The sequence below is a fragment of the Streptomyces sp. AA4 genome (assembly GCF_000158875.1).
Classification (GTDB): domain Bacteria; phylum Actinomycetota; class Actinomycetes; order Mycobacteriales; family Pseudonocardiaceae; genus Amycolatopsis.
Map to the genome: position 1 here is coordinate 42,648 of NZ_GG657748.1, position 21,273 is coordinate 63,920.

Below are 21,273 nucleotides of genomic sequence, written 5' to 3' on the forward strand. Positions count from 1 at the left end.
GCGGCGCGGCTACTTCTTGGCGAAATTCGCCACGAAGTCGCCGTTCGGGGTGCCGAGACCGGCGACGTAGTCGAATCCTGGCGCGGACTGGATCGACTGGGGCTTGTCGTCGACGTCGATCAGCTCGTCGCGGCCCTGGGCGTCGCGGGTCCAGATCCCGGCCTTCTGCGGGGTCACGTCCGTGAGCCCGGCCTTGAGCTTGTAGAGGGCGGGGTTCATGTGGCCGAGGCGGCTGACGCCGCGGGCCTGCTGGGCGTCGGCGAAGATCCCGGCCATGATCGGCGAGCCGAGCGAGGTCCCGCCCATCGGGCCCTTCTTGCCGCGCATGACGACGGTCATGCCGGTGTAGGGGTCGGAGATCGCGGAGACGTCGGGGATGGCGCGCTTGCCCTGCGCCGAGGAGGGCACGACGCCCTTCTGCCAGTCCGGGGCGTCGTAGATCGCGGAGACCCCGCCGCCCGCGCCGGCGACGAACCGGCCGCTCGCGCCGGTCTTCGGGACCCACGTGCCGCCGGACAGGGTGTTGGCGGCCGATTCCCAGCCGCTGGTGAACGCGACCTTGTTGTCCTGGCCCAGGGCGACGGTGGTGCCGCCGACCGAGGTGACCCAGGGCGAGGAGACCGGGAAGTTGACGCCGGGTTCGCGGGTGCCGTTCGAGTCGTCGCCCGCGTCGCCGGAGGAGAACAGGATCGCCTGGCCCTGCACGGCGGCCTGGATCGCGATGTCCTCGAACTGCTCGCGGGTGGCCTGGGAGATCTCGTTGTCCCGCGCGGTCGAGGACCACGAGTTGGTGATGATCCCGGCCTTGTTGTCCGCGACGGCGCGGTTGAGCCCGTCGTATGCGCTGCAGTCTTTGGACGCGTACCAGATGAACTTCGCGGCCGGGGCCGTGGCCTTGACCGCCTCGGCGTCCATGGTCTCTTCGTGGTTCCAGCCTTCTTCGCCGTCGCCGCCCTGGCAGTTGGCCGGCAGGCCGCCGGAGGCGTCGGTCGTGTACTGGCCGGGCGCGGGCGGGGTGCCGCCCGCTTCGGCCGCCCACTGGGTCACGTCCTCGACGAGGGTCTTGGACGCATAGACGCCGGTGGCGGCGATGGTCTGCCCGGCGCCGGTGTTGGCGTCGGTCAGCCCGTAGATCGCGCGGACCTGCCCGGCGCCGTAGCCGCAGATCTGGTTGCTCTGCCGCCCGGCGGGGTATTTCTGCGGGACGTCGGCGTTGTTCTGCTCGCCCCAGTACCGCGAGCAGTACTGGCTGGACGCGGCGGCGCTCGGCGCGGTCGGCGCCGCGCCGGGCTTGCGGTGCGGGGACGCGGTGACGGCGCGGTCGCCGTCGTCGAGCCCGAGCACGGCCGTCACGGCGGGGCGCACCGCGCGGGGCAGCGTCACCTCGCCCTCGGGAGCGGCCAGCGTCAGGCCGCCCTTGCGGTAGGCGGCGAGCCTGGTGCCGAAGGCGTTCTGCAGCTGGTCGACCGACCCGCGCGCGGTCACGAAGTGCCGGTTCGCCGACACGTCGCCGACCTGCAGACCCTGCGAGCGCAGCCAGTCCTGGACCTGGCGCACGGTCTCGGCGGCCGGGCCGAACCGGTCGAGGAACTGCTGCGGGCTGATGAACTTCCGGTACTGCGCGGACCCCGGTGTGGTGACCGCCTTCGCCAGCGCCTGCGCTCCGGCCGGGTCGCGCAGGCCGAGTGCCACCCGGACTTCGCGCTGCTGGCCGCCGTCGATGTCGGCGACTTTCGCCTGCGGCGCGGCCCACGCCGGATGGCTGCCCGCGACCGCGGTGCGGTCGGACTCCCCCGGGTGGCCGGCGAGCCCTTGCGCCGAGACCGGCGCGGCCGCCAGCCCGGCGAGCACCGCGGCCCCCGCCATCACGCCCGCGATGCGGGCTGATCGCACTGCCATACGTTTTCCCCCGTGTTCTCGTGTTGCATTCGTGGCGGCACCGGATGGTGCGAATGAGCGACAGCGGCAGTGGTTCAGGAAAGCGAAAAAACGACGGCGGAAACAGTTCTCTTCCGCCGGCCGATCCCCCTGCTAACTCTTTCCCTCATCCCCCGGTGTGGACCGAACTCCCCTGCCGGTCCGTCTGAACTGGCCTTATGGCGCTGTTCGTTGCAGAGCTTCGCAGTCTGCCGAGGTGCAGTCAACACTTTCCCGTGAAATTGTGCACTACATTTTCCCTGAACTGAAAGGCGTTTTTCCGGGTATGCCGAAAGCCGGTCCGATGGGTGTCGAACCGGTTTATCGGCGGTCTGCGGAATGGCGGTCAGCGCACGGGAAGAGCCTCCGTGAGCACGAATGCGCGGTAGGAGCCGCAGGCGGTGGTGTCCTGCGCGGTGTCGACGTACCCGCGCACCCGCAGCCGCTGCTGGACAGGGCGCTCGCCGCGCTCGGCCTGCGCGCGCAGAACCTGCGCGGGCGGACCGGTGAGACGAAAGATCTGGGTGCGCCCGCTCGGCGCCGGGGCCTCCATCCTCATGCAGCCGGGACGAGGGTCGGCCCAGCGGACCTCGACGACGGTTTCGACCACGGGTCCGCGCGCGTCCGGGGGCGGCACCGACACGGGGCTGGCGCCCGGACCCGCCGGGGACGAGGACGAACCGCAGCCGCCGAGGGCGGCCGCGGCTGCGGCCAGCGCGCATAGCGCCGCGCCGCGGCGGAGTCGAGGTGGGGCCACGTTCACAAGGAATGCCTTTCTCCTGCGGGCAAAGCAGCCGGTTCCGCCGCGTCGGGTCCGCGTGGGCGACGCGGCGGAACCGGCACGGCCGGGCGCGTGCTGCGCTGGGGTCGCAGTCGCCGCCCGCGGCCGGTCTCTCTCCCGGACCCCCAGCCCGGGAGAAAACTCAGCAAGATCTGGTGCGGGCCGGTCTCGCCGCGTCCCGGGATGCCCATCCGGCGGGACACGGCGAGACCGGTTCGGCTGCTTCGTCGCCGCGACTGGGGAGGGCGGCCCCTGAGGTGCGGGTCGCGAGGGTGTCGCGGCAGCAGCCGGTCCGAATTCCCCCGGGGAACGTCGGGCTTCCCGGGGAACCGTCAATTCGCGGGCGCGCGGCCGCGCGAGCCGACGTCCGGGCGTCCGATGCGGACGGTCCCGGACTGTCGTGCACGAGCTGCCAGGCAACGCGGTCGCGGGCAGAGCCTCCGCCCGCGAATTGACGGAAGAGCGCTCATGCCGCCGACCGGGCCCCCGGGCCGAATTCGACGGGCACCAGGTGCGCGTCGCCGGGCGGGCCGACGAGCGGGTACTCCCACCACGTGTGCTCCCAGTCGCCGACCTGCCAGCCCAGCGGAGTCACCGGCGCCGGCAGTTTCCTCTTGCCCCGCGAGGTCGCCGGGCGAGCCGGACGCACGGGCCGCCCGGCGTCGGGCGGCGGCTCGACGACGGACGAGGAGTTCGTGGTCAGGATGCCCGCGACCGCGGCCCACGCCCGGTCGGTGAGGCGGCCCACGACCCCGGCTCCGTAGACCACGAGGGCCAGGTCGCCGTCGAACTCCTCGATCTGGACGTCCAGACAGAGGTGGTAGCCCAGTGCGGCGAGCCGGTGCTTGGCGTCCCACAGCTCCGGGACCGCCGGCGCGCCGTACTGCTGGCGGTGCTCGAACAGGCCGGGTTCGGCGTGGTGCAGGGACTCGTAGTCGACGTGCTCGCACACGGTGCGCGCCACCGGCGAGATCGCCCACGGCGACACCGACGGGCGGACGTGGAAGTCCAGCTGCTGCGCGAGACCGTCCGGAACCAGGGCCTGGCCGGGATCGAGACGTCCCCCGCAGGCCCCCGGCTCGGGCAGCCAGACCAGCGGTCCTCCTCCGGGACCTACGGGCGGTTGCGCCCCGTCCGGTCCTGTGGTCGTGCTCAAGGATCCCCCCTCCTTGGGACCGCGGAGCTGCCCCGGCGACCGGCCGGGAAGCGACGGCGAACACGTTCCGTGACGCCGGTTCCCGGTAGCCGGAACAGGCTTCGAACGCGTCCTCCGCGGTGGAGCGGATCCCCCGACCCGTCCTCGCCCCGCTGGGCGTCAGCTAACCACAATGATGACCCAACGTCACGATCACGAGAAGAAACCCCCGTATGTTAGGCCGAAAGAGTGAAAGACGGTCACAGTGCGCGCTTAACCATAGTTAATCGGGTATTCAATCAACTCCCGGACGCAGGTCGCGAGGCTTTCCCGACGGCCCTCGCAGGACCCGTCGACGGGGCGGCACGGGCTGGATCGAACCGCCCGCGATCGCGTAGCGTCACCAACGGGACAGGGGGGAGGGAAATGATCTGGGGGTGGATCGCGGCCGGGGTCCTGTACGCGGCCGGCATCGGTTGCGTCGTCCGCGGCGCGCGGCAGCTGCACCGCCGCCGCCGGGCACGCCGAACCGCGCACGACGGAGACCGGGATGAGTGAGCCCGGCGGCCGTGCACACGAGGAGCGGGACCGCCGATCGGCAACGCGCAGCGCGTTGCGCGCCGTCGAGCGCGAAGCCCGCATCCTCCGCCGCCGCGGCTGGGCCCCTCGCGACCATCCGCGAGTGGTCCCCGCGCTCCTGGAGCATGCGTGCCGCACGCACCGGCAGCTGCTCGCCGCCGCCGCCGACCTCGCCGCCGCCTGGCTGGAAGGCGGCTCCGTCCCGCAGACGGCCCTCGCCCGCTACGGCGAACTCGTGGCGTGCTCCCGCTCGATCCGCCCGTTCCTCGTGACCGGCAGCGCGCAGATCTGGCACCTGCTCTACCGGGTCGGCCGCCTGGTCAGGCGCGAGCCGGCATGGGCACGGCCCGACGGCGCAGACCCCTGCCCGGAACGGCCGCGCCGACGTCCCCCACACGGGCGAGCCGCCGTGGTCAGGCCGCAACACGCCGGTGAAAGGCCACGGTCCTTGATCGCGCCTCATTTATGTACAAAAGTGTCCGCCATGCCGAAGCCTGGCGGAGCCAAACAGAGGCCATTCGGGCAGAAGACCCGCATGGAGCGTCCGAGCGTCGACGCGCGCCTGCACGCGGCGATGAGGGTCGCCGCCGTGCAGCGCGGCGAGGCGGGCACGCTGGCCTACGAACACATCGTGAAAGCAGGCCTCAAGGCCGTGGGCCTGGGGAACGTCGCCAAGCAAGCACTCGAGTCCGGCCCCGTTGTGACCAAAGAGGACATGGCCAGGCTCGAACGCGCCCTGTTCGCCAGGCTCGGCCTTTCGCCGAGGACGGCCAAACAGCATCCGCTCGGGCTGAGCATCCGCATGGAGCGTCCGAGCGTCGACGCCCGCCTGCACGCGGCGATGAGGGTCGCCGCCGTGCAGCGCGGCGAGGCGGGCACGCTGGCCTACGAACACATCGTGAAAGCAGGCCTCAAGGCCGTGGGCCTGGGAGATCTCGCCGACTACGCGTTCGCGTTCGGCACCGTCAAGACCAGAGACGACATGGAAAAGCTCGAACTCGCCTTGCTATCCATGATCGGCCTGGCCGAGGAGGAACAGATGGCGTCCTAAACGAGCCGAGGCGGCCTCCCCGATAGGGATGCCGCCTCGAAGCCTGGTAGCAACTGTCCGCCGACCTGGCAGTCAATGCGGCTAGTTGCACCTCACACCCCTGGTGCCACCCAGGGGCCCACACTTTTTCGCCCGACCTCGCAAGAAGGGCTTTGTCGTGCCTACGGTACCTGGTGCCGGAGGCATTTTCCAGCACTCGCGTGCTCTCGTGTCTCCGCGCGCCTTCTTCACGCTGCCTGTTTCCCCAGGCCAGCCGGTCTGTGTTGGGCAGATCACCGCCACGTCCCGCATGTCGACGTCGGGTCCGGCCGCACTGTCTCCGCGGTTGTGCGACGCCGTTCGGCGTCGGCCCGCGCCGGTGTCGCCCGCGCGTCGTGAGCGATTCCGCTCCCGCCCGAGCGCCCGTCGGCGTGCCGCGAACCGGGCGGTCGCGCGATGACCGCCTCCCCCGCCGAACCCGCCGGCCGTCATCCGCGGCCGGCGCGGACGCCCCGGATCGACGCCGCCGCGCACTGGCGGCTCGCGGCCGCGATCACCCCGCGCGCCGGGCTGCGCACCGACACCTGGGACGACGCTGCCTCGACGTGGCTGCACCAGTACGACCACCAGCCCTGGCCCGACGCGCCGCCGCCCGGCCCGCACGCTCTCTACCTCGCCGACGACAGCGGCCAGTTCCGCTTGCTGTGCTTCGACCTCGACGCCGCGCGCGGAGACGTGGCAGCCGATCTCGTCCGACTGGCCGACCTGCTCGACACCGTCGGCGCGCGCTACGCGGTCGCCGCGTCCGGCCCCGGCGGCGGCCGCCACGTGTGGCTCTCGCTCGGCCCGGACGGCGCCGCCGCGCTGGCCGTGCGCCGCCTGGCGAAGCTGCTCGCCCGGGAGCTGCCGACGCTCGACCACGGGATGCTGTGCAACCCGCGCACCGGTGCCGCGCGGGCGCCCGGCTCCCCGCACCGCGGCGGCGGGCACTCCCTGCTGCTGCAGCCCGCCGACCCGGACACCGCGACAGCGGTACTGACTGCGGCGAACCCGGGAGTCGTGGAGCGGCTCACCGAGCAGCTGCTCGCGACCACTACGACACCGGACGAACGCGCCGCCCCTTCTCCCGCCGCACGCCAGGTCGTCGATCGCGGCGGCGCACCGGCGCTGGCCGGGCTCCGCAGGGAACCGTCCCCGAGCACCCGCGCGGCGCTCGACACCGTCCCCCGCGACGGCGAGGCCAACGCGCTGCTCGCCTCCGTCCTGGTCGGACTGGCGCTCGCGCGCTGGTCGTGGCCGGAGGTGCACGCGCTGCTCGATCACGCACCGGGGCTCGAACACGCCCGCAGCCGGGCGAACCCGCGCTCCGGAGCACCCCGCATCCCCCGCGGCGACGCCGCGGCCCGGAACCTCCTGCTGCGCCAATGGCGGCGCAGCGTCGACTACGCCGCCCGCATCCCCGCCGCGGCCGCCGACGACGCCAACCGCGGCGAGGAGACCGCCAGCCTCGTCGCCGCCGTCCAGTCCGCCGCCGACGACGACCCCGCACGATGGGCCCGCCCCTCCGGCCCCGCCGACCGCGGCGTCCTGGACGCACTCTGCCTCGTCGCCCTGAACGCCTGCAGCGTCGAGGTCGACCTCGACATCCGGCGTACCGCGGCGATGGCGGGCATCAGCAAGTCCGCCGCCGCCCGCGCCTTCGACCGCCTCAGCAAGGACGGATTCCTCCTCCGCACGATCGACGCGTACGGACCGCGCGCCGCCACCTGGAAGCTGCTGCCCCCCGCGACCGCCCCTGAACAGCAGCAACAGGGTGGGACACAAGGACCCCGCCCCCCGTCAGGGGTCCGGGAAGATCTCCGCCACCGCCTCACGAAGACGCTCGGCGTCCGCGCCGCGGATGCCTTCGCCCCTCGAAACGTCGGAGGTTTGGGGCGCCACTGCGCCCGCATCGCCGCCGCGCTCCTGGAACCCCGAGACGCTCTCGAGCTGAGCCGTATATGCGGTTATACGGTCGGGACGTGTCGGCGACACCTGGCGACGATGACGTCGCTCGGCCTCCTCCGACGCAGCAGAGCGGGGCGGGCCGTGCTGAACGTCGCGAAGCTGACCGCGGCCGCGAAACGCCTGGGAACCCACGGGCACCGGGCGCAGCAAGCCCGCTGGACGGCGGTCGACCGAGCCGTCTACGCCTGGTGGCGGGAGGAACAACAGTGGATGCGGGCGCCGAAACGAGCGCGGCGGCCGTCGGCGGGCGAACGGAGCCTGCAGCTGTGGGGATCCGGACGCCGCGAACCGTTCCCCCGGACAGGCAGACGAGCCGACTTCGCCGAAGCCCGCCGCCTGACCGCGCAACGCCACGGCCTGCTCCCCGCGTCGCGGCTCTCGACCGACGACGTCGTGAAGCTCCTCGTCGACCAACTGGGCGCCGTCGCGCTCGAGCCGAGCGGCCGGCAGGAACACCTCAGCGCATGAAACGAGACCAGACCGCCTGCTCGCCGCGGATGCCGGCTCCGGTCGCGCAGCTGGGCACGGGCGGGTCTCCCCCACGGGACTGTCGGCCGGACCGAAGGCGGCGCACCGGAGCTGCCAGGACGCCGCGCGACCGGCCCGGCGGGTTCAGCGCCCCCCCTTGCGCGACAAGGGGGGGCGCTGCGGACAAACGCGCGGCGAGCGTCAGTCCGCGACGGCGGCCGGATGTGCCCCCTCGCGCCGAACGGCCCGGTCAAGGTGATGAATTTGCTCAGGTGGGTGGTCCTCGGGAATCAGTTCGCGGGTAGCCCGGTCCAGGCCGTAGCGCCAGATCCCAGTCGCCCGCGGGACTTTCTCGGTTGTACCGCCGTCGGCCCTGGTCCCAGCAGCAAGCCGTCATTGGTCACGGTGACATTCGCTTCCGGGTAGACGCGGCGGACGCTTTCCCAAGCAGGCAGAACCTTTTCCTTCAGCTTGTACCGTCCTTTGGAAGTCTTCGGGAATTGGTAGCCGAACTGATCGCCCATCCCGTCCCAGGTGAGCAGGAAGTACTTTCCGGTTTTGTTGAGGACGAACGCCTTGTAGGTGATGAAGGCGTAGAGGTCCATCGCGGCGGCCGACCCCAGCAGCCGGACGGCTTCGAGATCCAGCGGCACGGGGCTTTTGATGATCTCTTCGAAGAAGTCGCCGCTGAGCTGGACGTAGGACGGAAACAGCGACTCCTGCCCCATTTCGCCGTCGCCGAGATCCAGCCGCCATGCCCTGGCGATTTTCAGGTTGACACCGGCCTGAATCCGGTCGCCGTTGCCCATCCACTGGTAGCTGATGTCGGCGTTGAAGAGCCTGTTCGCCTGCTCCTTCACCCGGGTACGCGTCCCGTTGGGACCGCTTGTCGCCCGTTGGCCCAGAAGCTTCACCACGAAGTCGGACAACGACGAACCCAGTTCGATCTTGGGGTCCTGCGTGCGCAGGGCTTCGGCTGTAACCCACATCAGCAGCGCTCGCGGTATCACGCCAAAAGGCCAACCGTAGCTGCCGTGTTCGCCGTTGGGTTTCATGCTCACCCCAGGGCGGAGGGTAAGCCAGAAATCCCCGTTACGTCGAACCCATACATCGGTACCGGCCTTCGGTTGCCGGTACGGCAGCGACGCCAAGGTCAGCGGAGCGGCCTGGAACACGAGGGACTTACCACCCCCGCTCTGCCGGAATTCGGCGATCTGGGTCGCACGCTCGACGGATGCGTTCTTGGGACGCCCCTTGGCCGCTGGCATCCGCACAGACTAGGGGTTGAGCGACGGAGGAAGGTTGCGGCACGCCGAGGAACTCCGCAGGTCACGCATACCGAGAGCCCCCGTGCGGCGCGCCGCATGCCTGACATAAGAGGGGGAACAGCATCAGATTCGATGCTGACCTGGGAGATCGGATCTCAATCGTGTGACCTCGGGCGGCACGCGGAGATCGACGTTGCTCGGGCGTCCCGACATAAGAGGGGGAACGGCGCGAGCAGCACCTTCCGGAGGGCATAAGAGGGGGACGGATCAGCCCAGGACTCGTTCGCGCAGTGTGATGTTCAACTACGGTACGTGTCGACCACTCGATCTTGAGCACTAGCTGACCCTTGTGCCACGACTTGTCCCGACATAAGAGGGGGAATTTGCGCCCGGACCCGTCGCCAAGTCGCCGACGTCGGGCGCTTCGTTCGGTCTTATCCCGACATAAGAGGGGGAACGCGGCCTTGAAGTGTGAACAACCGGCCCGCGATCACGATGCTCCACACATAAGAGGGGGACTTACCGATCGGTGTTCTCCCAGGTCGGTTGACATAGGAGGGGGAACCAACCGCATAAGAGGGGGAACGGTCTCGCCATCGACGCAGGTCAGAGCGCATGCTCCCGGGCCCCTATTAGTCCTCTTGTAAAAAGATCTTCTAGTAGCAGTCGCATCCGAGATGTGGATCTGTGTCCTGTCCGCTCGAAGGTGGCGGGTTCCGGAGGTAGTTGGCGGGGTGGTGGCGGAGTTCGGGGTAGTTGGCGGGGGTCGGTGCAAACGGCATGGTGCTTGGCCGGGAAGATGCCGCGGTGCCGAAGCTGGATCTTGTGTCTGGTGGTGCCCTGGTTGCCGACGAGCGGTTCGAGGTCGCGTTCGCCGACGATGAGGGCGAGCAGCGTCTTGCGCTGACCAAGGCTTGGTCCGTCCCGTTTGAGTCCTGCCTGCCGGTGCGTGATTTCCCTTCATACAAAGGCCAACGTCACTACAACGGTCGCTGGTGGACCGCGACGACAGGCACGCTGGTCGGTTACGAGTCCTGGGTCGAGCGCGACACGCTCGTCATGCTCGACTTTGACGCCGACGTCGTGGGGATCGCGTCCCAGCCGTTCTGGCTGTTCTGGACCACCGCCCAGGGCAAACCTCGCTCGCACGCCCCAGATTACTTTGCCCGCATGGCCGACGGGTCAGCCAAGGTTCTGGACGTTCGTCCGGCTGACCGGATCAAACCGCGTGACCAGGCCGCTTTCGACGAAACCCGCGCCGCCTGCTCGTTGATGGGGTGGGCCTACGACGTGGTCGGCTCGCCGCCCGGAACGCTGCTGGCCAACGTCCGGTGGCTGGCCGGCTACCGCCATCCGCGCTACGACTTGCCAGAGATCGCGCCTGCGCTGCGCGCGGCGTTCGGCAAGCCACTGGGGCTTATGGACGGAGCACAGGCCGTCGGCGACCCGATCTCCGTGCTGCCGGTGCTTTTCCACTTGCTCTGGTGCCAGCAATTGCACACCGACCTGACCCGAGAGCTGACCCCGGATGCGGTGGTCACCACCGCGGCTACCAGGCAGGTGAGCGCATGACGGACGCTCGGCCAGTGCTTCACCTCGGTGATCGCATCGGCTTCGACGGCGACGAGCACATGGTGGTCGGGCTGGCGGGCACGTCGGTCCGGCTGCGCACCGACGCTGGCGGCGAGCAGGTGGTACTGGCCGGGCATCTAATGGCCGCTGCGGACTTCGCAGTCCTCGACGGCAGGGCCTTGCCGCGGGTCGAGCCGTTCGGACTTATGGAGTCCTTGCCCGCAGACGTCGTCGCCGACGCTGAACGTTGGCGCAACCACCTCGTCGAAGTCGAGACCGGGTTGCCGCACGACGCAGCGCCGGGCACCATGCCGCGCCTCGGTTACGACCCGCGGTCCACCACACTGGCCGAACGGCAGCGGACCAAGGCCGCGGAACTGGGCGTCGGCTTCCGCAGCATCGAACGCAAACGGGGCAACTACAACGCGCAAGGGTTGTGGGGACTGGTCGATCAGCGTGCTGCGCGGACGTTCGATGTCGCTGGGCAGGCCGACGCTCGCCTGCTCGATGTGCTGCGTGAACTGATCGCGGCGGAGACCGACGCGTCGACCGGCACACGATCGAGACTGATGCGCCGGGCAGAGAAAATGCTGGAGCAACGCCACGGGCCCGGAACAGTCCCCTTACCGGGCAAGACGGCGTTCTACGCACTGATCGACCGGCTAGCGGTCGGCCGACACACCTTCGGATCGGCGGTCACCCGTCGTCAGACGGCGAACCGGCCGACCGGGGCATTCACCGCGACGGCCGCTGCGAGGCCAGGCGAGCAGGTCCAGATCGACTCCACCCCGATCGACGTCATGGTCCTGGCCGCCGACGGCGTCCCGGTCCGCGCCGACCTCACGATCGCGGTCGACGTCGCGACCCGCACGATCTGCGCCGCAGTGCTGCGACCCGTCGGCACCAAGGCGGTCGACGCCTCGCTGCTGCTGGCGAAAATGCTCGTTCCCGAGCCGATGCGCCCCGGCTGGGCCGACGCGCTACGCATGTCAGCCTCTCGCATCCCGCACGAGCGGCTGCTCACGATCGACACACGGATGCGCGAAGCCGCTGCGCGGCCGACTTCACCTGGCGCCACGCCCGCCGCATGGTCACCGAATCCGGCCGCGACGCCACCGAAAACCGAGATCGCCCGCGCGCTGGACGCTTTGCTCACACGCGCCGAGCACGGCCCGGACAAGATCGGCGCGCGGATCGTGGCCCGCACACGAACCGCCGCGGTGAACCGCCAGCCTGAGGTTCGAGCGGCGGTGCAGTGGTCACGCGGTCACCTCGTCCGGGCGCAGCACCGCCGTGCAGATCGTGCGGGTCCCGGCTCGCCGACGGGGTCCGCGCGGGTGATCGACTGCTGGTCGGCGGACCGAACCAAGCCGCGGGACCAAGCGGCGTTCGACGCCACCCGCGCGGCTTGCGGCCTGCTGGGCTGGGGGGTGTCCTTATGTGGTTGTCAAGCCGCTGCAGGGGCGCTCGCGGGTTCGGGGTGTCGGTAGTGGGTGTTGTTGCGGAGCATGGCGTAGAGGACGTCGCAGCGTCGTCGGGCCAGGCAGATGAGGGCGGCGTTGTGTTTCTTGCCCTCAGCTCTCTTTTTGTCGTAGTAGTGCCTGCTGGTGGGGTCGGACAGGGCGGCGAAGGCGGCGAGGAAGAACGCGCGTTTGAGTTTGCGGTTGCCGGTGCGGGCGGGGTGCTCGCCTTTGATGCTGGTGCCGGAAGCTCGGGTGACCGGGGCGATCCCGGCGTAGGCCGCGAGATGCGCCGAGGACGCGAACCCGGAGGCGTCGCCGATCTCGAGCAGGATGCGCGCGCTGGTCCTGACTCCGATGCCGGGCATCGACGTCAGGACCCCGGCAAGAGGGTGCGCATCGAGTATCCCCTCGACTTGTCCGGCGACGGCTTTGCGTTGCTGGAGCACGGTTTTCAGGCTGTCGGCGAGCCGGGGCAGGACGGTGTCGGCGGCTGTGGTGCCGGGGACGGTGACGGTCTGCTCGTCCAGCGCGGCCATGATCGCCGCGACGAGTTTGTCGCCCATGCGGGGCGCGTGCGCGACGGCGATCGCGGTGAGTTTGCGGCGTCCGGCTTTGCGGATTCCGGCAGGCCCGCCGCAGCGGGAGAGGATCTCCAGCACCGCCGGGTGAGCGATTTTCGGGCCGATGGCGCGTTCGAGTGCGGGGTGGATGCCGGTGAGCAGGCCGCGGACGCGGTTGGACAGACGGGTCGCTTCGGCGGCGAGGTCGTCGTCGAACCCGACCAGCACGTCGAGTTCGGCCAGGGCGTCGTCGCCGAGGTCGACCTGGCGCAGGGTGTGCGGGAGCGAGCGGGCGGCGTCGGCGACGGGCGAACGCGTCGCGGGCGTCGGTTTTCGCCCGGCCGGGGTAGAGATCGGCGATGCGGCGCATCGCCAGGCCGGGCAGGTAGGCCACCTGGTGCCCGGCTGCGCGGGCGATCGCGACCGGCAGGGCTCCGATGGTGGCGGGCTGGTCGACCACGACCAGCAGCCGCCCGTGGCCGGCGAGTTTGTCGAACAACGCCCGCAGTTTCGGTTCGCTGTTGGGCAGCGGAGCGTCGTGCAGCCGCTTGCCGTCCGGGTCCAGCCCCACCGCGTGATGGTCACCCTTGCCCACGTCCAAGCCCAGAAAAACCCTGATATCGCTGGTCATCCACCATGCCCTTCGCCGTGGTGCGGGTGGTCGCCCGGTCGAGCATCGAGCGCCGGCACCCACGTTACGAGGAGACCTGCCCAGCGGCGGCCGTGTCCTTATCAGCGGTCGGTCGATGCCACCAGGCCCGGTGACACCACCCCCCGGATCATCACTTCGACTGGGGGACACAGTCATGCCGGACCTGGCGACCACAGCTCCTTGATCAGGAACTACGAAAACGGTAACGGGGGGGGTCCCAATGGCCTCAGAAGAACCGCTGCTCGACGTTGAGACATATTCGCTGCTCCTCTTGAGTTGGGAAACGACCTACGATTTTTCAGGTTGGATCGCCAGAGCGGTTGCGCTGGCAGCACAAGAGCTCGGAGGGTTCGAGGTACTGCTGTCAACGTGGGTTACGGATGATGCCTCGCTGGAATTCGACGTCGGGTGGCAGCGTGACTTCATTTACCAACTGCTATTTCCCGCTGATCAGCCCAAGCGAATTGCGCCGTCCACCCAGTTGGGAGGTGACTTGGCGCTCTGCGGACTTCGCCACCCCGACTGGGTTGACATGGTCGTTCGCGAGCAGGCGGACGCCGAGTTGACGAGCAACCTGGCTAGGATCTTCGTGCGTGCTTTTTGGGAAGTTCTCGACTGGCCTGACTGGTTCGTCGGTATTCTGGCCACGGTAGCTGTCAAGATCGGCGTCGACGAGTTCAATCCACCCGGTGTCGGCTCGACGTGGAGTCCTACACGCTGATGGTCATGATCGAAGGGGCCGCCGATCCTGAGTCGCCTGAGTTGCTGACTCGCATCAAGCAGCTTGACCGAGCGGCGACCAAACGAGGCTAGCTTCTTGCCCAGGTAGCGGCTATTCCGTCCACCAACGCCGATCGGGCCGAGGCAACTCGCCGCTGTCCTGTCTGCGAACTTGCGGGTGTCATTGCGGGGCCGAGCCGACCCCGCTGCATGACAGTGCAATCAAGTTTCCCTGCTGTAGATGGACACGATGGGGGCTGCTAGTTCGTCGGGGACGGGCAAACGCGCGCTGCGTCCTTGCTGGGGAATCCCTCCACGTCCGCAGATGAGGTGAGAGCGCTGCTGATTCGGGATCCCTCCCAGCGGCCCATTGCCGTGACGAACCCTCTCCTCTCCCCGTTCGTCACGGCAATGGGTCTGGTCTACCCGATCAATCAAGTGTGAGGCCCACGATGGCCCGCCTCCATTGACTAGGTGCTGAGCTACGTGCGGGCACTAAGAGCATCCAGATCCAGTGCGCCATCGGTAATGTCGCTCTGGTCGAGCGCATCAAGCAATCTAGCGACGAGGGCGCTTTGTACTTTGCCGAACATTCCGAAGCCAGCATGATCTCGGAGATCTACTTCGAGATCTTCCATGTCAGCCTCCACCGCAGGCTCAACGCGCGTCGTCGTGCCCCTGCCCACGTAGGGATGAAGCCCTCGTCCCTCCAGGTACTCCCGAGTCAGGTCGATCAACTGGTCGAGCGATTTCGGCCGTGATTTGAATGCAGCGTTGATGTAGTGCGTCTCGGCGATCTTGAGCCGATACTTCTTGTAGTCGCGGCTTCGTCGCCGCTCGAGTCGCCTCTTAACATCCTTCTCAAGACTGACCGACGCTGGGACCCATTCGGTACCAGTGAACGTGTGCGCAGCCCTGTAAGACTCGATCAACGCAGTGGGAGCCCAGGACGGATTCAGGGGAACGCTGTTGACATTCTCTGCTCGTTCGCCCGTCTGCTCTGCGGGCTCGGGCTTGGGTTCCGGCTTGGGCTCGGGCTTGGGCTCGGGCTTGGGCTCGGGCTTGGGCTCGGGCTTGGGCTCGGGCTTGGGCTCGGGCTTGGGCTCGGGCTTGGGCTCGGGCTTGGGCTCGGGCTTGGGCTCGGGCTTGGGCTCGGGCTTGGGTTCCGGCTTGGGCTCGGGCTTGGGCTCAGCGGAGTGTGCGGGCTTTGGTGCAGTAGGCAGAATTGTTGAATCAGCGTCGGGATCAATTGCGGGCTGCCCCCGTCGCTCACGACGCTCGCGCCTGATCCTCTCCGCTTTAGACTCTGCCGGGCTCACGCTTCTACCTCCCTGACCTGCGAGCGAGATCCAAAGATGTGTTCTTTTAGAAAGTCTCTAAAAAGCTTCGACATATCTTGCGCGCCTTGACCCTTGTATTCTTCGAGGCGCTTACCGTTGTTGTATGCCTCATGAACAGTCGCCGGTCGATATGGAATTTCGAGCACTACTTCGCCTTGTCCTACAATGTTGCCTTCGTTGTCGAGCAGGCCGAACTCTTCGAAGGCTTGTGCCCGGATGTCCACGTTTGCGGCAGCCCGCATGTCCAGTCCAGTGACCACGACGCCCACCCACTTCAAGGGATGAACGCCCTGAATCGCTAAGACGCGATCCTTGGCTTGCTTCGCCTTAAGAACGGAGTCAGCAGTGTTTCCGATGGGGGAAAAGGCCACATCGCATGCGTACATTACCATCGTTACGAGTGCAGCTCGTCGCCCGGCGGTGTCAAGTGCTAAAAGATCGAACTCATCGTACAAGCCAGCTTCTTCAAAAATCTCCCTAATGAGCCACTGCCAGTTCTGGCCATTCAAGGTTACCTGGCTGATAGCTAGAAGTTGTTTTCCTGCAGGTATGAACTTAACCCCGGGCCAATCGATAGACTGGATTACCTCACGGAGTTTTTCTGCTCCTGCTTCGTAGTCGAATTGGTCATCTCCGTTTAGAATTCCAGCTGCAATGAGTACATCAGCCAAGCCAGGAGCGTCTTTGAGTCCTGGGTTGTTTTCCACGAAGCGCGCGGTCAAGTTGGCTTCGGGATCTGCGTCCATCATCAGGACTGACTTACCTTGCGAGGAAGCCTCACTGGCAAGGTGGTGTGTGAGAAAAGATTTTCCAGGGCCGCCCTTACCGGAGAGAGCCGTGGTAGCAACCCCTCGCGGACCATCCTCCGGTGGGTCTAGCTGGGTCATCTGCGGACTCCTGTGCGGTTGAAGTCTGTCTGTGAGTGGTGCGCGCTGGCGCGCACCACGTGACGCATGGAGCACCGTACTGCATCCCGCAGTCGGGGCTCGCAACAGCCGCCCAGCGTGTCGACCTGACGTCATCTAGGCCAGCAACGTACGGCCACGCCTTTTCAGAGTTTTATGGTTTCAGGCTTTTAGAAAATGCAGGTAGAGGCGTTGCGGCCAGTTTTGTCACTGTGACACAAGTAGCTGGTATGGCACCTAGTGCGGGCGTACCTGCTGGTAGCGAAGTTCAGTGTCACGTGACGAAACTCTAGGGGTGATTAGTCTCAACCCCGCCGCCTGCCCCTGGTCTCACTCGGGCCGGTTCCGCTCTGAAGCCGCGTTCGCAGCCTTCGCGGGTGCTTGCGCCGATCCCGGCCTCGTCCGGGATGACCCACCGGCACCGCCTCAATCGCGGCGGAGACCGACAGCTCAACCGGGCACTGCACACGATCACGATGATCCGCATGCGCGTCGACCCCGCAACCAAGGCCTACATTGCCAAACGCGCAGCCGAGGGCAAGACGTCCCGCGATGCGCAACGATGCATCAAACGCGCCCTCGCCCGCACAATCTTCAAACTCCTCGAGCGAACCACACCCGAAAGCCCCGTCCGCGAATCGCAGACCCCGCACCATCGCGGCTTGACACGACATAGCAGCCTCGGGGGGGCAAGATGGCGGTCGAACCTGAACCAGCGCATCCAGTTCGGCCCAGGGCGCCGTCGCCGAGGACGACCTAGTGCAGGGGAAGCACCTGCGGCGTCGGCGATGACGAACGCGCCGCGGTCGTCGACCTTCGCGCGGCCGGGGGCCCCACAGAGAGATCGGCCTATACGGGGGCCCCACGCCCGGGCAAATAAGCCCCCACGGCACCCCCCGGCAACGCGCGCTGTGGGTAACTGTCGACCTGCTCCGCGACGATCGGGGGCGGTTCTGGTCGCGGTCGCGCGCAGTCCGTGGGCGGCGAGCTTGTCGAGCAGGGGCGTTCGGTTCGCTGTTGGGCGGCGGTTCGGTTGGGGGCCCAACTGCTTCCGTCCTGGGGGCTAAGCGCCACGGTGTGATACTTGCTCTTGCCCACGTCCCATGCCCACAGAAGAACACCGATACCGCGCTTGGTCACCGGTCGTTCGGATCGAAGCATCGAGCGCTGGCACTCACGTCACGAGGAGACTTGACCTGTGCACGCACGGCGTGCCCCTCGTCAGCGGCAGGTCGATGGCCACCAGGCCCCGGTGATGTCACTTCCCGAGGTCGCCACTTCGAGTCGTGCCGAACCTGGGGAGACCACAGCGCCTCGATCAGGAACCACGAAAAACGGTACCGCCATCCTCATGCCTGTCGGCGCTTGCATCGGGGGAGCCCTAACAATGGGTACCATCAGTTCGACGAAACCGTCGGCGGAGCCTGGCGATTGCGGGCTGCTGCTCGGCGGCTTTGATCTTCGGCCTCGACAAGGGTGGTGTTCGTGTCATTCGCTCTCGCTCCCCCGTCGATGCCGCAGAATACGATTCTCCCTGGCGCAGTCGCTCGAACTCGGGTCGTGCGGGGCCCAGGTGTGGCACTCCTCTATACGGAAGGTCCGTAGCCCCGCCCTCCGATTGAGTCCGTTAAACAAGGTACGGGGCGGAGGCCTAGGCAGGGTGCGGATCCGTCGAAATCGACGGATCGGCTTCTCGGTCCGTCGCCCGGACAAAGGGGGGCGCGCTGGGCAGAGCACTCCACCCCGGTCGTGTTCGGCCGGTGCGCGGTCTCCAGCGCCAGGCTCCACAATCAGCCAGTTGTCGGCCCCCGGAGCGCAGAGCTTGAATCGAGCAGGGCCCCCCGATCAGATTCGGGCGGGGCTGGAGAACTCACCTCCACGTGCTTCGTCACGGTGACGTTTTGTCAAAGGATCCCCCTCGCCTCTGTCCGAGTGTCGTATGCCCGAAGATTTCAGTGTCCGTGCCAATGGTCTGCAGGTTGAAATCTCCGACCGCTGCCGGGACGAGCCGCGCTGTGTCACCAGAGATTTTCAGTACGCAGACACTGCTGCCGAGGCGAACGCGGCTGGACCTGCGGGTCGAAAGATTCACACGCACCGCCGAACCCCCCGTCGAACTCTCGGGGTTCCCTGCTGAAACCTTCGGGGGAATCAGACACTGAGCCACCACGCAGAAGCCGCACCCTTCTTGGTAGAGTTTCTGCAGGTCAGGGCGGTGAGGTTAACTGCCGTGGGAGTCGACCTCGTCAAGGCAACGTCTAAATGCGCGCAATTAGCAGCCTGATGTGCAAGTCTCTCGGCATGACCGGACAAAGCCCCCCCGGGACTCCGCTGCGGCTCACCGAAGCGGAGTTCCGGATCCTTTCGCTTCTTGCAACGGCTCCGGGTCGGCTAGGCGAGCGTGCACGCATTGTCCTCGCCGCTGCCGCCATCGGCTCGGGCAACGCGACCACAGAGTCGATCAAGAACCTCAATCGAACTGAGGCGCGATGGCGCTCGCGGTTCGAGCGGCATCGGGTCGCTGGGTTGCTGACGCCGGCTCCTTGCGCGGCGGACATGTTGCTGCGGGAGCAGACCATCCTCCAGGCCGTCACCTCGCCAGGCGCGGAGCCCGCGACAGCGACCGCACTGGCCGAGAGGCTGGGAGAGGTTCTGTCGCAGAGCACGATCTCACAGGTATGGAGAAAAGCCGGGTTCACTCCCCCTCCACCCGGCATCCTGATCGCCGATCCATGGTTCGCGGGTCGTGCACGGACGCTGGTCGGTCTTCTCGCCATTGGCGGCGCTCCCGCCGACGCTCCGGGTGACTCCGATCCGGCCGGGGACCGTGTCATCCCGAGTGGGTTGATGCTCGCGGTCTTCGCCGCAAGCGTTCGGGATCCGACAAACCGGTCGAAGGAGTCGGAGCTACGCCGGACAGCGATGCTGAGCGGCCGACAGCAGACATTCGACGAATGCCTGGCCGTGGCACGCATCGCAGCGCGCCTCGGCGAGCGGAAGCGCTGTGTCCTGGACGAGCAGGCGGCCGTAGATGCCATCGGCTTCCTGTCCCGGCTTCGGGACGAGGTTCCGTCTGACCTGGTCCTTCACGTCGCGGCCAGTGTTCCGCCCGGTCCGGTTCTCGAAGTGTGGGCGCAGCAACATCCGGCGGTCGAGTTGCGGTACACCCCGACCGCCGCGGCATGGACTGCGCTGTTTGCACGAAGCACAGCGGCCACCGTGTCGGTGTTGGAAGCGCGGCGCTTGCCCTCCCCCATCCCCGACGCCTCTGCACGGCTGCGGGCGCAGTACGTCGCGCCGGAACCCTTCACCTGCGGCTCCTGGAGCAGGACCGACGAGGTCGCGGAGGTCATCGCTTCGCTCAGCCGACGCTGGCCGCGACCGCCGCGGGCAGCGCCCCGGGTTCCGACCTGGCAGACTGCGTTGCGGGAGCTGCGAGAGCGTCGGTCGACGGACTTTCCGGCGGATCTGCCGGCCTATGAGTTCCTGATGGCACTGCGCCGGCGGCACGATGTCGAACCCTTGGTGAAATCCGACTTTCTGGCCGCGCTCGTCGTCTGGGAGGACCTGAGCAAGACCCGCGATCGCCTCGAAGCCGAACTGATCGCGTTCAACCTCGACCTCGCGACCAATGCGACCCAGAGCGAGACCGCGCCGGCCCTGGGCGTCACCGCTCCGAGCGCGGTGGGCATGCGCCGACGTCGCCTCGCGTCCGGCTCGGCCGGGCGGCGACGCGGGCGCCGGAGGGCGACTCCCGACCCGCGGGAACAGATAGTCCTCGACGGCCGCGGACGACGCCGCGATCTGGTCGCGGACACCGTCGAGGAGCTGCAGGCGCGGTGGGTCGACGACCTCGCCGACCGCGAAGATCTGATCGAGCGGATTCCCTCGCGGGACGACACGTACGGGATGCTTGCCTACATCGTCGACCCCCGCCGACCTATCGCGCGCCACGTCGACCCGGAGCTGCCGACCCCGACCGAGCGGCGCCAGGCGGACGGGCGTGCGGGCCTGCTCCTCGCGAACGACGTCTACCACCGGATCAAAAGCGAGCGCGCAGCATGGTTCGACCTGGCCCGTGAGCACGGCCTGACCTGGACTGAGATCGGCGCCGCGCTGGGCAAGACTCGCAGCGGGGCGTTCAAGGAGCGCGTCGCCCTGGCGCGCGAGTTCAGCGGGCACGGGAAGGTCGGCGCGTCCGATCGTGTCTCCGACGTTCCGCCGTACTGGAAGGACTACGTCGACGACCTGCGGCAGCACATCGCAGGGTTCGCCGGGCACGCCGACTATTTCGCCAACGACGAGAGCATCAGGGACTGGCTCGATCTTCTCGACTTCACCAGCGCAACCCCGGGACGGCGCCAGTTCACGTTCTTCCTGGAACTCGTCGAGGAACTCGTCAGCGCCTCCCAGTGCGAGGGATGCGACAGGCCACTCCAGCCGATCGCCACCGACGACTCCGGCCGCCGTCTGTGCATTCGCTGCCACGAGCGCGGAGAACCAGATCTCGCGGAACTTGCCAGCGCCGCGACCGTCTTGCGCCGCACACTGATCGCGAAACGACGAGCGAGTGCGAGCGCACCACCCTAAGCGGCTCGCCGAGTACCTTGTTTCTCCGCAGGCCGACAGACATGGGCGAGGCAGGTGGGAAGCGTGATCACCCGTGCCCCGGGTTCGATCGCCGCATCGCCTGCCGCACCCGGACCCGTGTGCAAGGGTTGATGTTGCCCGGCGGTTAAAGGCAGCATCGATCGCATGAGGTGTCCCGTGAGGTCGGCTACAGCTTCCACCTGATTTCCGCTTGATGTGCCGTCGACCCGCTTTGTGGGTGAGTCATGAGCCGGGCAGTCTGCGAAGTAGCCCGTCGAAGACCTCA

The 21,273-nt window shown here is 67.9% G+C and carries 12 protein-coding genes and 2 pseudogenes; 7 read left to right on the forward strand and 7 right to left on the reverse strand.

Going from position 1 to position 21,273, the window contains the following annotated elements; all coding sequences use genetic code 11:
* Positions 1 to 9: 9 nt before the first annotated feature.
* The 3 genes from SSMG_RS40500 to SSMG_RS40510 form a co-directional block, all read right to left on the reverse strand.
* On the reverse strand, positions 10 to 1,899 hold the full coding sequence (locus SSMG_RS40500) for a protease pro-enzyme activation domain-containing protein (protein WP_050788543.1): 1,890 nt from the start codon (positions 1,897 to 1,899) through the stop codon (positions 10 to 12).
* Between the two features lie 364 nt (positions 1,900 to 2,263).
* Positions 2,264 to 2,674, reverse strand: coding sequence for a hypothetical protein (locus SSMG_RS45800; RefSeq protein ID WP_158688144.1), 411 nt, complete (start codon positions 2,672 to 2,674; stop codon positions 2,264 to 2,266).
* Positions 2,675 to 3,164: 490 nt separating this feature from the next.
* Complete coding sequence (locus SSMG_RS40510; RefSeq protein ID WP_009086103.1) at positions 3,165 to 3,854, reverse strand: hypothetical protein; 690 nt, start codon at positions 3,852 to 3,854, stop codon at positions 3,165 to 3,167.
* A gap of 529 nt (positions 3,855 to 4,383) precedes the next feature.
* On the opposite strand from SSMG_RS40510, the gene SSMG_RS45805 reads away from it, so the two are divergent.
* Both SSMG_RS45805 and SSMG_RS40520 read left to right on the forward strand, forming a co-directional pair.
* On the forward strand, positions 4,384 to 5,463 hold the full coding sequence (locus tag SSMG_RS45805) for a hypothetical protein (RefSeq protein WP_009086104.1): 1,080 nt from the start codon (positions 4,384 to 4,386) through the stop codon (positions 5,461 to 5,463).
* Between the two features lie 435 nt (positions 5,464 to 5,898).
* On the forward strand, positions 5,899 to 7,917 hold the full coding sequence (locus SSMG_RS40520) for a hypothetical protein (protein WP_009086106.1): 2,019 nt from the start codon (positions 5,899 to 5,901) through the stop codon (positions 7,915 to 7,917).
* A 290-nt stretch (positions 7,918 to 8,207) separates the two neighbouring features.
* On the opposite strand, the gene SSMG_RS40525 is transcribed toward SSMG_RS40520, so the two are convergent.
* Positions 8,208 to 9,185 carry a replication protein RepA gene (locus SSMG_RS40525; protein WP_100267202.1) on the reverse strand — a complete coding sequence of 326 codons (978 nt, stop codon included), beginning with the start codon at positions 9,183 to 9,185 and terminating at the stop codon, positions 8,208 to 8,210.
* A gap of 807 nt (positions 9,186 to 9,992) precedes the next feature.
* Between SSMG_RS40525 and SSMG_RS40530 the strand changes: the two genes are divergently transcribed.
* Positions 9,993 to 10,757: a TnsA-like heteromeric transposase endonuclease subunit gene (locus SSMG_RS40530; protein WP_009086111.1), complete on the forward strand. Its 765-nt coding sequence runs from the start codon at positions 9,993 to 9,995 to the stop codon at positions 10,755 to 10,757.
* Between the two features lie 119 nt (positions 10,758 to 10,876).
* Positions 10,877 to 12,247 (forward strand): hypothetical protein, encoded by a 1,371-nt coding sequence (locus SSMG_RS40535; protein WP_199786462.1) that lies wholly within the window; start codon positions 10,877 to 10,879, stop codon positions 12,245 to 12,247.
* On the opposite strand, the pseudogene SSMG_RS40540 reads toward SSMG_RS40535, so the two are convergent.
* A pseudogene (locus tag SSMG_RS40540) lies at positions 12,205 to 13,411 on the reverse strand (IS110 family transposase). The gene SSMG_RS40535 and the pseudogene SSMG_RS40540 sit on opposite strands and share 43 nt — an antisense overlap.
* Positions 13,412 to 13,652: 241 nt before the next feature.
* On the opposite strand from SSMG_RS40540, the gene SSMG_RS40545 reads away from it, so the two are divergent.
* Positions 13,653 to 14,153 carry a hypothetical protein gene (locus SSMG_RS40545; RefSeq protein ID WP_009086116.1) on the forward strand — a complete coding sequence of 167 codons (501 nt, stop codon included), beginning with the start codon at positions 13,653 to 13,655 and terminating at the stop codon, positions 14,151 to 14,153.
* A 481-nt stretch (positions 14,154 to 14,634) separates the two neighbouring features.
* On the opposite strand, the gene SSMG_RS46560 is transcribed toward SSMG_RS40545, so the two are convergent.
* Both SSMG_RS46560 and SSMG_RS44140 read right to left on the reverse strand, forming a co-directional pair.
* Positions 14,635 to 15,471, reverse strand: coding sequence for a hypothetical protein (locus SSMG_RS46560; RefSeq protein ID WP_009086117.1), 837 nt, complete (start codon positions 15,469 to 15,471; stop codon positions 14,635 to 14,637).
* Positions 15,468 to 16,379, reverse strand: a complete 912-nt coding sequence (locus SSMG_RS44140; RefSeq protein WP_009086119.1) for a ParA family protein — start codon at positions 16,377 to 16,379, stop codon at positions 15,468 to 15,470. Before SSMG_RS44140 ends, SSMG_RS46560 begins: the two co-directional genes overlap by 4 nt.
* 343 nt (positions 16,380 to 16,722) lie before the next feature.
* On the opposite strand from SSMG_RS44140, the pseudogene SSMG_RS44145 reads away from it, so the two are divergent.
* Together SSMG_RS44145 and SSMG_RS40560 are read left to right on the forward strand one after the other, a co-directional pair.
* Positions 16,723 to 17,005: pseudogene (locus SSMG_RS44145) on the forward strand (transposase); the annotation flags it as partial.
* 1,693 nt (positions 17,006 to 18,698) lie between these two features.
* A complete protein-coding gene (locus SSMG_RS40560) occupies positions 18,699 to 20,987 on the forward strand; it encodes a hypothetical protein (protein WP_158688146.1) in 2,289 nt (762 codons plus the stop codon).
* Positions 20,988 to 21,273: the final 286 nt, after the last annotated feature.